This is a genomic window from Actinotignum stranguriae, from assembly GCF_051265215.1.
Classification (GTDB): Bacteria; Actinomycetota; Actinomycetes; order Actinomycetales; family Actinomycetaceae; genus Actinotignum; species Actinotignum schaalii_C.
Map to the genome: position 1 here is coordinate 15,796 of NZ_JBOZCJ010000015.1, position 13,928 is coordinate 29,723.

Annotated in this window: 12 protein-coding genes; 5 read left to right on the forward strand and 7 right to left on the reverse strand. The window is 61.2% G+C overall.

Going from position 1 to position 13,928, the window contains the following annotated elements; translation table 11 throughout:
- Window positions 1-76 precede the first annotated feature (76 nt).
- The 4 genes from ACRQEG_RS06200 (at window position 77) to ACRQEG_RS06215 (ending at window position 3,932) form a co-directional block, all read left to right on the forward strand.
- On the forward strand, window positions 77-799 hold the full coding sequence (locus ACRQEG_RS06200; protein ID WP_320753067.1) for a sugar O-acetyltransferase: 723 nt from the start codon (window positions 77-79) through the stop codon (window positions 797-799).
- 62 nt (window positions 800-861) lie between these two features.
- Entirely contained in the window at window positions 862-2,451 is a 1,590-nt protein-coding gene (locus ACRQEG_RS06205; RefSeq protein WP_320753066.1) for a hypothetical protein, read from the forward strand.
- A gap of 49 nt (window positions 2,452-2,500) precedes the next feature.
- Window positions 2,501-3,013 carry a hypothetical protein gene (locus ACRQEG_RS06210; RefSeq protein ID WP_320753065.1) on the forward strand — a complete coding sequence of 171 codons (513 nt, stop codon included), beginning with the start codon at window positions 2,501-2,503 and terminating at the stop codon, window positions 3,011-3,013.
- 55 nt (window positions 3,014-3,068) lie between these two features.
- Window positions 3,069-3,932, forward strand: coding sequence for an HAD family hydrolase (locus ACRQEG_RS06215; RefSeq protein ID WP_320753064.1), 864 nt, complete (start codon window positions 3,069-3,071; stop codon window positions 3,930-3,932).
- A 184-nt stretch (window positions 3,933-4,116) separates the two neighbouring features.
- Here the strand turns inward: ACRQEG_RS06215 and ACRQEG_RS06220 are convergent, their stop codons facing one another.
- Genes ACRQEG_RS06220 through ACRQEG_RS06230 form a run of 3 tightly spaced genes read right to left on the reverse strand, consistent with a single transcriptional unit; the run spans window position 4,117 to window position 8,508 of the window.
- A complete protein-coding gene (locus ACRQEG_RS06220) occupies window positions 4,117-6,105 on the reverse strand; it encodes a YjhG/YagF family D-xylonate dehydratase (RefSeq protein ID WP_320755979.1) in 1,989 nt (662 codons plus the stop codon).
- A 21-nt stretch (window positions 6,106-6,126) separates the two neighbouring features.
- Window positions 6,127-7,080: a dihydrodipicolinate synthase family protein gene (locus ACRQEG_RS06225; protein WP_320753062.1), complete on the reverse strand. Its 954-nt coding sequence runs from the start codon at window positions 7,078-7,080 to the stop codon at window positions 6,127-6,129.
- An 18-nt stretch (window positions 7,081-7,098) separates the two neighbouring features.
- Window positions 7,099-8,508 carry a GntP family permease gene (locus tag ACRQEG_RS06230; RefSeq protein WP_407706606.1) on the reverse strand — a complete coding sequence of 470 codons (1,410 nt, stop codon included), beginning with the start codon at window positions 8,506-8,508 and terminating at the stop codon, window positions 7,099-7,101.
- Window positions 8,509-8,644: 136 nt separating this feature from the next.
- Between ACRQEG_RS06230 and ACRQEG_RS06235 the strand changes: the two genes are divergently transcribed.
- A complete protein-coding gene (locus ACRQEG_RS06235) occupies window positions 8,645-9,421 on the forward strand; it encodes an IclR family transcriptional regulator (RefSeq protein WP_320753061.1) in 777 nt (258 codons plus the stop codon).
- Window positions 9,422-9,636: 215 nt separating this feature from the next.
- Here the strand turns inward: ACRQEG_RS06235 and ACRQEG_RS06240 are convergent, their stop codons facing one another.
- The 4 genes from ACRQEG_RS06240 to ACRQEG_RS06255 form a co-directional block, all read right to left on the reverse strand.
- A complete protein-coding gene (locus tag ACRQEG_RS06240; protein WP_435706764.1) occupies window positions 9,637-9,939 on the reverse strand; it encodes a HepT-like ribonuclease domain-containing protein in 303 nt (100 codons plus the stop codon).
- 30 nt (window positions 9,940-9,969) lie between these two features.
- Entirely contained in the window at window positions 9,970-10,311 is a 342-nt protein-coding gene (locus tag ACRQEG_RS06245; protein WP_320753060.1) for a nucleotidyltransferase family protein, read from the reverse strand.
- Between the two features lie 462 nt (window positions 10,312-10,773).
- A complete protein-coding gene (locus tag ACRQEG_RS06250) occupies window positions 10,774-12,180 on the reverse strand; it encodes a sugar porter family MFS transporter (protein WP_320753059.1) in 1,407 nt (468 codons plus the stop codon).
- A complete protein-coding gene (locus tag ACRQEG_RS06255; protein WP_320753058.1) occupies window positions 12,173-13,912 on the reverse strand; it encodes an alpha/beta hydrolase in 1,740 nt (579 codons plus the stop codon). Before ACRQEG_RS06255 ends, ACRQEG_RS06250 begins: the two co-directional genes overlap by 8 nt.
- Between the last annotated feature and the right edge of the window lie 16 nt (window positions 13,913-13,928).

Sequence of the window (13,928 nt, forward strand, 5' to 3'; positions counted from 1 at the left end):
GCTCGCTACTCGCCCCGCACGGGCGTCGTCGTACTACTTTTCCATCTTTCCCGCGCCTCAAACTTAAGGAAGAAAAATGCCCGAAATGAACGCCAAGCCGCGCCATATTGCCCGCCCGCACATCGCTGAGCTGCCCGAACGCTCCCGCTGCCCGATTCCGGATGAAGTCGCGGACGTGCAATGGCGGCGGATGGTGGAAGGTCGGCTCTACCGCTGGGGGCCGACGCAAGCCCGGGTGCGCGAACGCGCCATCGCGTTGCTGGAAGAATTCAACGCCGAGGCTGCCTGGGGCAGTCCCCGAGCAACCGAAATCCTGGGTGAGCTCCTGGGCAGCTTCGGGGCCGGCTCCCAGATCGTGCGCCCCTTCACCTGCGATTACGGAGTGAATATCAGCCTGGGGGAGGGGTCCTTTATCAACACCGGCGCGGTGATCCTGGACCTGTGCCCGGTGCGCATCGGCGCCGGGGTCCTCATTGCCCCGCACGTCACCATGTCCTGCGCTTCGCATCCCATCGACCCAGCTCTGCGCGCCACCCGTCTCGAATACGGCCGGCCCATCACCATCGAAAACAACGTCTGGATCGGCATGGGTGCCTCCATCGCCGGTGGCGTGACCATTGGTGAAAATTCCGTGGTGGGCGCCGGCGCCGTGGTACTGCGTGACGTCCCGCCGGGGAGCGTTGTGGGTGGAGTTCCGGCCCGCGTGCTCCGTTCCATTAATTCCGACGACGCCGCCTTCGCGGCAGCCCTCCTTGCCGATTACCAATCGGAAGTAGGCGAGGAGCCACGTTCGGAGTAGGCGGGGATGCGCGGGCGGCGCATTATCGCTACCCTGTAAAGGCGCCGAAGGAAGGAAGTTTTGTGCCGCACCGTCACCGTCGACCCAGCACCACCACGCCATTCACGGATTCGCACACCGCCCGCCGCCCGCACCCGGCCGCATTTGGCCTGCTCACCGGGCTGGCCGTTGTGCTAGCTCTCAGCCTCAGTTCATGTAGCGGCGAGCCGAGCGCCGAGGAGCGCGGTCCCATCGCCGTGCACCGCGCGCCGGCGGCGGACCTGGTCCTCCCCGCCGCGGATATGGAAGGAGCTCTTGCCGCCTCCGCTGCGCTTTTCGCCAGTGCCCAGCTCGCGGTAGTGAGCGGCCCGGGCTTCGTGGAGGAGGCCGGCAAGCTAGCCGAATCCTTGGGCGTGCCGGTTTTCCCGGTGGAAAATGTGGAAACTCAGCCCGAAGCCTCGATTGCTGGGAGCGCCCTCGCCGCGGAATTTGAGCGGCTCGGAGTCACTCGTACTCTCCTGGTCGGAACCGCGGCACCGGCCTGGCTTGGTGGCGAGGCTGAGGAGTACCCTCCCGCGGAGGGCCAGGACTCCGTGCAGTCCACCGATACTCCTCAACCAACCCACCCCACGCCCGCGGATTTCCACTACCTGCCGGCCACCCCCACCGCGTCATTCCCTGTCGTGACCGACGGCGCGAATCCCGCGACCCTGGCCACGGTGCGCGCGGCAGGTGGCGCCGTCGTCGCATCCGATCCTGATCCGCGCGCAAGCAGTGCAACTATCCAGGCGCTCGCGGGAAGCGAGGCGGCGGTGGCCAGCTTCGGCATCGACCTTCCGAATCTTTCCTGGCAGTTGGCCGCGGCTCGCACCGGAACGGAACTGCCCGGCGGCGGGCAGCTGGTGCTGGACGGTAAGCGCTACGTGGCGCTCTATGGTTCGCCGGTCACGGCCGCGCTCGGGGTGCTCGGCGAGCAGGGCGTGGAGGAAACCGCGGCGCGGGCCGAAGCGCATGCCCAGCCTTATCGCGCGCTCACAGAGGACACGGTCATCCCCGCGCTGGAGCTCATCGTGACGGTGGCGGCCGGGCAGGCCGGCGACGATGGCAATTATTCACACGAATGGGATCCGGATATTTTCATCCCCTATATTGAGGCGGCCGCGCGCCACGGACAGTACGTGGTTCTCGATTTCCAGCCCGGGCGTTCCAGCTTCCCCGAGCAGGTCAAACGCTATGAGAAGCTGTTGCGCTACCCGAATGTGGGCATCGCGCTGGATCCGGAATGGCGCCTGGGCCCGGATGATTTCCCGCTGGAGCGCATCGGCCACGTGGAGATCGCCGAGGTCAATGAGACAGTGAGGTGGCTCGCCGATTTTGTGCGGGAGAATCAGTTACCCCAGAAAGTCGTGATCCTGCACCAGTTCCAGGTGCAGATGCTGCGCGACGTCGATCAGCTCGACCAGTCCCGCGCCGAAGTCGCGCTGGTGATCCACGCCGACGGCCAGGGCAGCCAGGCCGCCAAGCAGGACACCTGGCGCACCTTACACAGCCACGCGCCCGCGGGTGTGGCATGGGGCTGGAAGAACTTCTACGATGAGGACAAACCTATGCTCACGCCGGAGGAAACCTACACCCAGGTGGAGCCGACCCCGGCTTTTGTGAGCTACCAGTAGGCGCGGGTGGATTCGCGCGGGGCACGGGCCCAGAAACGAAAGGCGTGACATGCGGGGCAAGAACATGATGGCGGTTGCCGCGGGCGTGGTGGCTGCGCTCTGTGGCGTAGCGGGCCTGGGCGGCTGCAGCGGTGATACGACGACGCCGCCACCGGCCACGCCCCTCCCCGGCGGGCCCGGGGATACCGCACAGTTCCCGTCTGAGGCTATTGCGCACGGACTCGGGGAAGTGAAAGTGCGCGGCGGGGTGATTATCAGCGGCGGGGTGGCCACCATGTGCGATGTATTCATGGAGAGCCACCCGCCCCAATGCGGGGGAGCTCGGGTGACTATCGCCGGCCTGGAAAGCTATTCGCCCCAAGAGCTCGGCTTGCAAACCGTGGATCCGGCGGTGGTGACCCGGCCGGGTGAGACCCCCAAGCCGGCCAGCCCCGATCCGGCCTGGGGTGAGCTGGCCCTGACGATTGACATCACCGAGGTGGCCGCGGATGGTCAGTCAGCCACCGCGCAGCTGGTGGAAATTCACGGGAAGGACGGGAAGGAAACGATTAGTCACCGGTGAGTTCCCGGAGCGCGCGGCCCACCCGGAGCGCGCGCGAGTAGCGTACCGTGGAGATATGGCTATTCATCTGGACCTGGAAGCTGAGCTTCCCGCAGACCTTCTCACCATTGACGCGCTGGCCCTCGATTTGGACGGTACCCTGGCACGCAATGACAAACACGTTTCCGATGCCACGATCGCGGCGCTGGCCCGGCTGCATGCCACCGGCGTCGCTATTATCGTGGCGACCGGCCGGGTATACCCGGCGACCGTGGGGATTTACGAGCGTGCCAATATTGACGGACCGCTTATCGCGGCCAGCGGCGCCATGGCGGTGGCCTCCGTGCGAGATTATGCGCATGGTGTGGCGGATGCGGCGTCGTACGAAGCTATGGACGACGCACTCTACGCGCGCATCCTCGACTTTTGCCGCAAGCACGACCTCCAGCTGGTTATTTTCGGCCGTGACCACCTCTTCGCCAAGGAAGACGGTGAAGCGGTGCGGGTGCTTGCCGAGCGCAATGAAGGCGAGCAGCCCGTTGTGGCGGACCTGGAGGAACTACCGCGCGAGGACCGCCTCAAGGCAGCGCTTTTCGCCAGTGATGCCGAATACGAGCGTATCCGCGCCGATCTTGCGGCGGAATTCCCCAATGCGGCGCGCTCCTATGATGGCACCATCGAGGTGACCAGCCCGGCTACCGATAAATGGGTGGCGCTGCGCACCATCCTCGAAGGGCTTGGCGTTCCGGTTGCTCGCACCGCCGGTATTGGCGATTCCGCGAATGACCTGTCCTGGCTGCGCGAAGTGGGGGTGGCGATCTGCCCGTCCAATTCGGTGGCGGCGGTCAAGGATATTTCGGCTTATGAGATCGGTTCCAATGACGAGGATGCCGTGGCCGCGCTATGCAACCGGATCGCGGAGGCGCGCGAGGGACGCTGAGGGACATGCGTGCAGGGTGCTGACCGGTGAGTTTACGGGACACCCGAAAAGCGATAATAAAAGTGCTGATACAAGTGCGGGCGGCTTGATGAGTGCGATCAAGCCGCCCGCGGTGCGTCAGCTCGGTGCTGACGGGTTGTGGAGCTTTGTTTCCGATTGCGGAACTAGGCCCGATTTCTTGCGGTTATTGAGCCCAGGCCACCCCTGCCTCCTTGAGTGCCGCGCGCCCTGCCTGCAAGGTTTCAACGATACGGTCGACGTCGTAGACGCAACCGCGCCAAATCCCACCCGAGGCATCCTGGAGTGCTGCCCAGAGTCGGGTGTCATCAGGGAGATCCTCGTCCGGGGCCAGGTCCGGGTTCGAGGGCCGCTCGGCAAGAACCGTGGCTCCTTCTTCCCAGCTAACCTCCTCACCGGGCCGTCCGATGAAGTTGAGCGAACCTTCCAGGTTGACGGTATCCACCACAATCTCGATGAGATCGCCTTCCTGGAGCTTGCCGATGGGGCCACCGGCCAGAGCTTCCGGGCCCACGTGCCCGAAGCATGCGCCGGTGGACACGCCCGAGAAACGCGCGTCCGTAATGAGGGAAACGTGCTTCCCGTAGGGGAGCTTCTTGAGTGCGGACGTGAGCTGGTAGGTTTCTTCCATCCCCGTACCCGAGGGGCCGATGCCCGCAATGACCATGACATCGCCGGCCTGGATCTTGCCATCCTTGAGCGCGGCCATAGCGTCCTTTTCGTGCACGAAAATGCGGGCCGGTCCGGTCTGGCGGAATACTCCATCCTCGCCTACCACGCTCGGATCAATGGCGGTGGATTTTACAACCGACCCTTCCGGCGCAATATTGCCCTTCGGGAAAGTGACGGTGGAGGTTAGACCGTTACGGTGGGCCTTCTCCGGATCCATAATCACGTCGTCCTTGGGGATCTTATTGACGCGCAGCAAGCGCTCCTGCACGCGGGCGCGCCGGTCGGAATTCTCCCACCACTCGAGGTTCTCCCCTACGGTTTTCCCTGTTACTGTCAGAGCATCCAGATGGAGCAATCCCAGATCACGCAGGTGCAGCATCGTTTCCGGAACTCCGCCGGCCAGGTAAGCCACCCCGGTGGGGAAATGTACCGGGCCAATAGGCATCACGGATACCAGGCGCGGAACCTTCTTATTAATGCGCTCCCAATCATCAACAGTGGGTACCTTGCAGCCCGCTTCGTAAGCGATAGCCGTGAGGTGGAGCAGCAGATTGGTAGACCCGCCGAAAGCGGCGTGTAGCACCATGGCATTTTCAATGGACTTATCGGTGATGACATCCCGGGTGGTAATGCCATCACGCTTCAAACCGAGTAGCGCCCGGGCCGAAGCAGTACCCAGGTTCTTCCAAATATCTTCACCCGAAGGGCACAGCGCAGAATGGGGGAGCGCGAGCCCGAGGGCTTCACCCACCACCTGCGAGGTGGCCGCGGTACCGAGGAACTGGCAACCACCCCCGCCCGAAGCGCAAGCCCGGCAGCCTTCGATCATAGCTTCTTCCAGGGTCATCTCCCCGGCAGCAAAGCGAATACCCACCGTCTGGACGGTCCCCAGATCCTCGTGGTCATAAGCCTTGAGGGTGGCACCGCCCGGAACCAGGATAGTCGGGGTGTCATGCTGAGAAACGAGGGCCATCATGAGAGCCGGCAAACCCTTGTCACATGAGGCAACACCCAGCACCGCGGTACGCGTGGGGAGTGATCGGATCTGGCGGCGGAAGACCATTGCGGCGTCGTTCCGATACGGAAGTGAGTCGAACATTCCGGTGGTGCCCTGGGAGCGCCCATCGCACGGATCAGAAACAAAAGTCGCGTACGGAATATGATCAAGGCGCTTGAACTCCTTGGCCGCTTCGTCCAGCAGCATGCCGAGCTCAAAGTGTCCGGTGTGCAGACCGAGGGCCGTCGGGTTGCCGTCCGCATCACGCAGACCGCCGAGGGTGGAAATCATCATGATGTCGTCGTTAGCAAGATCATCGGCTTCCCAGCCCATGCCGCGGCCCTGCGTCATCGAGAAAATATAACCCGAGGGCGCATTGCGTAAGAAATCTTCCGTGAGCGGGAGCTTGCCGCTGGGGCCCTCCGCGTGAGTGCGTGTTTCATAAAATTCCGGTGGCTGTTCCTCGTAAATATCTTCGAGGCGCATAGTTGTCTCCTCTGCTGTGTTTTAGAGATCGGTGGACGGGAGTGCGGGAATTCCGGTGGACGGGAGGTCAGTCGCGGCGATCAGTTCATCGGCGCGGGCAAGCAGCGCCGTGACCGCATCCTTTTCCGCCGCGGTCAATCCGGTCGGGGTGGCACGGCACACGGTGGAAAGGGCGACGCCGCGCTGGCGGATCGCTTCCTTGATGACGGGCACGAAAACCGGGGCGATAGTGTAAATATTTGCCAGGTGGTTCATGAGCTCCTGCATGCGTTCCAGTGTGGCCGCATTGCCTTCGCGCGCCGCGCGTACCCAGGCAGCCGTCACCTCCGGGTAAACATTCGCCAGGCCGGAAATAGCTCCGTTTCCACCGCTGAGAAGCGTGTAGTAGAAGTTCTCATCGAAACCGGCCAGAAAACGGAAATCGGGATGCCGCGGGCGCACCGCCTGGATGAGCGCGCGGGTATGGGACAGCTCTGTGACGGTGTCCTTAATGCCGACGATATTCGGGAACTCATCCACCAGGCGCCGCAGCAGCTCCGGGCCAATATCATTCCCGGTTCGAGCCGGGAAATTGTAAAGCAGAATCTTCCCGTTAATTGCCTGCGCGCAGGCCGCGTAGTAATCAAAGAGCGCTTCCTCACCCAGGGTGAAGTAATACGGGGTAATAAGGGCGACGGCGTCCGCTCCCGCTTCCAGTGCCGCGTTGGACAGCTTGATGGTTTCCGGAAGGGAGTTCATCCCGGTGCCGGCCAGCAGCTCCACCCGGCCATTAATGTGCTGCGCGGCAAGCTTGATCAGCTCAAGTTTCTGCTCATAAGCGAGGGCGAAGAACTCTCCGATGGAGCCGGCAACAAGAATGCCATCAACGCCGCCCGTGATGAGCCGGTCCCACAGCTGCCGGTTGGTTGCGGCGTCGATATTGAGGTTGTTATCGAAAGCCGTGACCGTGGGGCAAATGAATTGCGGGTTTTCCATGGTGGGGGAGCTCCTTTCCTAGACAAAGAGGTGAATGATCTCAACCATGACGATTCCGACGATGGAAATAATCGTGGTGAGGGCGGACCAGGTCTTGAAGGTTTGGCCGACCGTCATACCGAAGTATTCCTTGACCAGCCAGAAACCAGCATCGTTCACATGGGACATGAAGAGGGAGCCGGCGCCGATCGCGAGGACCATGAGGGCCAACGAAATCGGTTCCATGCCTTCGGCCAGGTGTGCCACCAGACCGGCTGCGGTAATCGTGGCGACGGTGGCGGATCCGGTAGCCAGGCGGATGAAGACCGCCACGAGCCAGGCAGCCAGGAGCGGGGAAAGCGGCAGGCCGGAAAGCCAGTTGCCGATCACGTCCGCGATACCCGAATCAACGAGTGTCTGCTTGAAGCCGCCACCAGCGCCCACGATGAGGAGGATGCCGGCGATGGGCGGGAGCGAGGAACCGATAATATCGGAAACGCCTTGTAGGCCGCGCCCGCCGCGCATCCCCAGCGCAAAGGCACCGTAAATGACGGAGGAAAGCAGGGCGACAACCGGTTCGCCCAGGAAAAGCAGCGCCGTGGTGAGAACGGGAACGTTCAGTGATGTCATTTCGATGACGGAGCGCAGCATCATGAGGATGACCGGCAGCAGCACGATCATGATGGACGCGAAGAATCCGGGCCGGTGTTCGGCCGGAACCGGTTCATCGGTGGAAATGAGTTCCTTCGGCTGCAGATCGGGGATAGCGCGGGCCATCATGGGCGCCACGAGCGGTCCGCCGATAATAACGGCCGGAATGGCGATAATGAGACCGATGCCCAAGGTGAGACCGAGGTTCGCACCCAGCGCGTCAATGGCGATAAGCGGCCCGGGGTGCGGGGGAACGAAGCCGTGCAGGCAAACAAGGCCGGCCAGGGCGGGCACGCCAATGAGCAACACGTTAACATGGGACTTGCGGGCGACCATGAGGACGACCGGAATAAGCAGAACCACGCCGACCTCGAAGAAGAGCGGGATTCCGATAATGAACGCAATCAGTGCCATAGCCCAGGGGAGTTTCGAGGTGCTGGTGCGCCCGATGATGGAATCGACGATGGTATCCGCGCCTCCGGATTTAATGAGGAGCGCGCCAATCATGGAGCCGAGCACGATGAGGACGCCGACGGAGCCGACTGTGCTGCCCAGGCCCTTGGTGAAAGAATCGAAAACGTCGAGGAGGGGAACGCCGGCAACAAGAGCCATGACCACCGATCCGAACATGAGGGAAAGGAAGGGGTGGATCTTGCAAACGGTGATAAGAACAACGATGGTGGCAATGCCCAGGAGGGCCGCGGCCACAAGAATGCCCGGGTGAGCGGAGGCGGTTTCCGCCTCCATGGGGAAGACCGCTGGTAATGTTCCTAGCGGCATAGCAAGAAGGGATGTCATGATGACCTCTCAAATCTACACAAGCGACGATGCCGGATTGCGTGGTGTTCCAAGCCGAAATACCGTCGCTTTCCGCGGCGTGCCCCGCACTGGGCAGTTCCAATAAATGGAACGCAATTCGATAAGTGGAACAGTTATGAGTTTAGCTGATAGGGGCGATATGGGTGAGCAAAGCAAGAAATTGGTGGGTTCTGACCGAGTTCTCGCCATTTTAGTGGCTTTGGGGGAGCGGGTGCGCGGGGCTTCGCTCGAGGAGCTCGCGCGGGCGGTAGACTCCCCAAAACCCACTGTTCATCGGGGTTTGGCAGCTTTGCGGCGGGCGGGATTGGCCGATCAGCGCCCCGATGGGACGTACGTCCTTGGAGATAATTATGTGCGCCTAGCGTTACGTAATCTCGAAGCGTGGAGTAATGATGAGCGGGTTGGCCCCGTTTTGGAGCGACTGGTGGAGCGCTTCGGGGAGACTGCCCACTATGCCACTCTGGAAGCGGACCGCGTTATCTACCGGGCGAAAAAGGATCCCATCCTCGGGCCCGTGAAACTGACATCGCGCATCGGTGGAGAAAATCCCATCCATTCCACCGCGGTGGGGAAGCTTCTTTTTGCCTACCGGGTACGAAGTCTGGAGGATGTGCGTGAGCTGGAGCGGCGTGTGGGATTCCCGGCCCGTACCGAATATACGGTGACCGACCCGGGAGAACTGTATCGGGAACTCCTCGAAATTAGGGAGCAGGGCTACGCGGTGGATCGCCAGGAAAATGAGACCGGTATTAACTGCCTGGCCGTTCCGTACTTCTTCTCCTCAACCGCGGTTCCGGACGGGGCAATCTCAGTCAGCGCGCTGACCTACCGCACGCCACTCGCGGATCTGGAAGCGCACGTGGAGGAAATTCGCGCGATTGTGGGGTTGTAGTAAAAGCGATCTTGGACATAGGTCCAGACCGGCCCAGATTCTAGTTTGAAGTGCAATAGCGGGAGTATGCTGGGTTAGCGGCGTGACCTTCCTGATGTCTTCTTTTCGAACTATTGGAAAAATTCCAATAATTGCCCTTCGGTGTCCATAGCCTTTGTTGTGGCTACTTGCTGGAAGAGAAAGCTCCGGAGTTTTCTATGCTGCTTACGGGCAAATTACTCTTCGATTCGAGCAAGTATGGCTGTGATTAAGGGGAGTGTGTCGTTTGCTAGGGTTTCCCAGAGCATCTGTTCATCAATATCGAGGTAGCCGTGCGCAAGTCGGTTACGCATCCCACGTACCTGTTCTAAAGGCAAATCAGACCATGAAATTGTCAGTTCTTTGGGAAGGTCCTCAATCATGGCATGAAGTCGAATTACAACTTGACACGATGCAAGGTACAGCAGCTCTGACTCAGCTGAACGTGCAAGGAAAGTGTCTTTTCCGTGGCCAATGATGTATTTACTGTATCTGCCAATTCGTTGAGGGCTTCGGCCACGATGCGCGGATCAGTAGGGGAAGCCATGCTTGATCTCGATAGCCTGGGATCGTGCATGATCTGCGGCGTAACCCCTCGAACGAATCGACATGATGTCGACTGGGGTTTCAAGTAGCTCGCTTAGCTTCATTTCTAATGTGACAAGGTCAAAGTAGCTAGCATCGGGCAAAAATTCGACCAGGAGATCATAGTCCGATTCGATGGTTGCCTCACCGCGAGCAACCGAACCGAAAACCCAGAACCGCCCGGTGCCTTTATGAAGTTTAATGACATCGCGAATTGCCTCCTCAGCGAACTGAAGCCGCTGGAGTGATGGAACTTGCTCTGAACTAGGCAAAGCGGTGATAGCCATATATTCATGGTACTTCTGTATCTGTAAACGTACTGTCCATTCGCCGTTCACTGATAAGTGTTCTGCGCAGAGAGGTAGGTTCTCTGAATCTGAGTCATAGTCTGAACTGCGTTGAGAAGAGCTGCGCGTTCCAATCGAACTATCCGGAGATTGCGGATAGTTACTACTCTGTCGAGCTCATTCGAAATAAGGGCTGCTTTTCGACTGTTGATTTTGGGCTACGTTTCGGCCGTCGCTAACAGCTGACGCACGGATAAATGACTGGAAACATTGGATATCTCAGATAAAAGACCGCGCGGTGCAAACGGGAGTACCCGCTTCGCCCGAGGAAAACTAACGGCGGCGATAGCGAACCTCGAGGATTCGCCATCGCCGCCGCCCGGATTTTGTGCCGCTTGAATAGTGCTCCGCCCGGAATACGCGGTGCCCGGAAGACGCCACAGCACAGCCGCAGCAGCCTAGCTACCGCGTACTAAATTCCATCTCCTCGAGTTCGCGGCCCTTGGTCTCGGGAATGTAGCGCACCACCAGCCAGATGAGCATCGCGCCCACAACCGCGTAGGAGAAGTAGGTACCGGCCAAGCCGAGATGCTGCGCGAATACCGGGAAGAGCAGCGTCACCAGAGTACCGCCAATCCAGTTGCCCGCCGTTGCCAAACCGAGTCCCGCGGTGCGGATGAGGTTCGGGAAAATCTCCCCGAGGAAGACCCAGAGCACCACGCCCCAGGTTCCGCAGAAAATAATGTAAACGAGGTGCACGCTCACCAGTGCAATAGCCGCCCACGCTCCGGGAAGTTCGAGTGCACCGCTGGCGTCGACCGTGCCCTGCATGAAAGCAATAGCCGAGGTGATCATCGTGACGAACATACCGATAGCGCCCCACAGGAGCAGTGGCCGGCGCCCCACGCGGTCAATCAAGAGCATGCCCACTACGGTCATGCAGATACCGATCATCGAAGTGACAACGGGGATGAATACCGCGAGGTTTCCGGTGTAGCCCACCGTCTCCCATAGCTGGGTTGCATACAGCAAAATGTTATTAATACCGGCCATCTGGATGAGGAAGGCGAAGGCGAGTGCCACCCAGACTACCGGGTGCAGGAAGTACTTGCTATTGCGCAGATCGCGCAGCCGCGGTTGGTGCCCGCGCAGGCTCCGTTTGATTTCTTCGACGCGTTCGGCCGGATTCGCATCCGCTCCGGTAGAGGTCAGAATAGCAACCGCTTCCGTCTCACGCCCCACGGAAACCAGGTAACGAGGCGATTCGGGTAGGCGTAGCGCTAGCAGTCCGTAAATCAGTGCTGGCACCAATTCGCTCATGAACATCCAGCGCCAGGTTTCTAGCCCGAACCACAGAATATCGTCCGCCGAGCCAGCAATTTTCACGAGGATGAAATTGGAGATAAAGGCCCCGAAAATACCAATGCCGATGGCCAGCTGTTGCAGGGTTCCGAGCCGCCCGCGTTTATCCGCGGGTGCGATCTCTGCGATATAGGCGGGAGCGACGACGGCGCTAATGCCCACGCCCAGCCCGCCAAGCAGTCGCCAGCCCACCAACTGCCAAGCGCTAAAGGACAGTCCGGACATAAGAGCTGAAATAGCCAGCAGGATAGCGGCTGTAACCATGACCTTAATGCGGCCGTATTTATTGGAGAATTGCCCGGCGAACCAGGCGCCGATGGCTGCGCCGAGGCTCACCACCGATACCACCACTCCCGTCATGAGGGAGCTGAGGTCGAACCCGGTCACGTTCCCTGATACCGACCCAATCGCGCCGTTAATGACGGCGACGTCGAACCCGAAGAGGAAACCTCCGAGCGCGGCGGCGATGGCTACCTGAAGGAGCCGCGAAGAAGTCGCCTTACTCATTGTTCTGCCTTTCTTTTGTGGAGGTGGGAAGCGGCCCGGCGAAAGCGGCCGCCATAAAATTGCTTATATTCGCACAGACTTTCACCCAGGCATCGGTGCCAGGGGCGCTGAGCATGCCATGGAACGTCCCCGGATACATATGAAGCTCCACGGCCGCGCCGGCATCCATAAGATCGCGCGCCCAGTCCAGCCCCTCGTCGCGCAGCGGGTCCACCGGATTGACTACAAGCAGCATGGGCAAGCCGGAATATGGTCCGCTACCTGCGGAAATCGGCTCGGCCCGGTACCCGGAATCACCAACGTACGCGTTCCACGCCGCGGCCGCGGCCTCGCGTGTCCACACCGGTCCATCACGATAAGTTCGGTAGGAAAGTGTATCGAGGCGCGGGCTCACGCACGGTTCTAGGGCGACGACGCCGCACAAGCCGGCCAGTTCCTCTGGCTGCGCGAAGCGCAGCACCTGATCGGCCAAGCCGGCCCCGGCCGAATCACCGAAAATCAGCACGGGTACACCCGGGAAAACGCGCGTAATATAAGCGAGCGCAGCCCGGCAGTCTTCTACCGCCGCTGGGAAAGGATGCTCGGGAGCCAGTCGGTAATCGGGAACTACCACGGTGGCCCCGGCCAGCTGCGCGATTTCTGCGTTGCGGGCGTCGTCATAGCGGGCACGGCCCGCCACGTAACCGCCACCGTGCAAGGACAGGACCACGCGGGGCTGCGGCGTCGTCGTGCTATCGGGGTGGAAAATACGCAACTCGAGGCCGTTTTCCATAACGACCTCGCGGCGAATATTCGCGGGTAGCTCCGGCTCTGCTCCCAGTAGCGCCTCGCCCTCCGCGCGCATTGCCGCGGTATCCCAGGTGGTCTGCTCGGGGACGCCCGCTAGCAAAGGTGTGAGCTGCGGATCCAAGTACGGTTGCGGGCGAGTCTGCGCTTTTGCGCATTCGGCCAGGAAGGGATCCACCGCGGCGTAGAAAGCGCTGTCCTGGTCGCGGCGCACCGTATGCGTGGACTGCGGGATGAGCACCCCGCGCAGGTGCGGGTTGTGATGCTCCGTCAGGGCCTCGATGCCGGCGGCTCCGAAAAGCACGTCATCACCGTCGCCGGTAACAAGGAGGGTTGGCATATGCAGCTGGCCGAGCACCTCGCGGCCGGGGCGACCCACCACGCCGGTGGCAATGAAATCAAGATCAACCTCGGTCTTACCCTGCGCCCAGCCGGCATATTCAGAGGGTGTCCACGTGGTGTAGGACTCGCGCAGCGAAGCGATGGCCTCGGGGAGGTATTCGCGCACCCGCTGCTGAGTTTTGCCAAGATCCTCGGCAGCCTCGCGGTAGGTGCGGGCCTGCTCCGGGGTGAGGAGAGCCGGATCTTCGAGCACCAGCCCGGCGATAAGCGCGGGATGCGCGGCGGCAATATGTGCGGCAACTGCGCCGCCTAGGGAATGCCCCATGAGGAGGACCTGGCGCGCGGGCGTACTGGCCGCGGCCCGCACCACCACATCGGTTGCGCTGGCAACCAGGGCGGAAAAGGGATCGGCCAGGTCATCCTTGGCGAAACGGGCCGAGAGTCCGTGGCCGAGGAGATCGCAGAGCACTACTCGATAATCGCGCCCGTAATGCGCGGCGAGGCTGTGTAGCGAGGCGGCACAATCGGTCACCCCGTGAAAAGCGACGATAGTGCCCTCGATGGGAGCCCCAGAAACTGAATACGATAACGCGGAATGCCTCATTGCGCTCCTTTGCTAG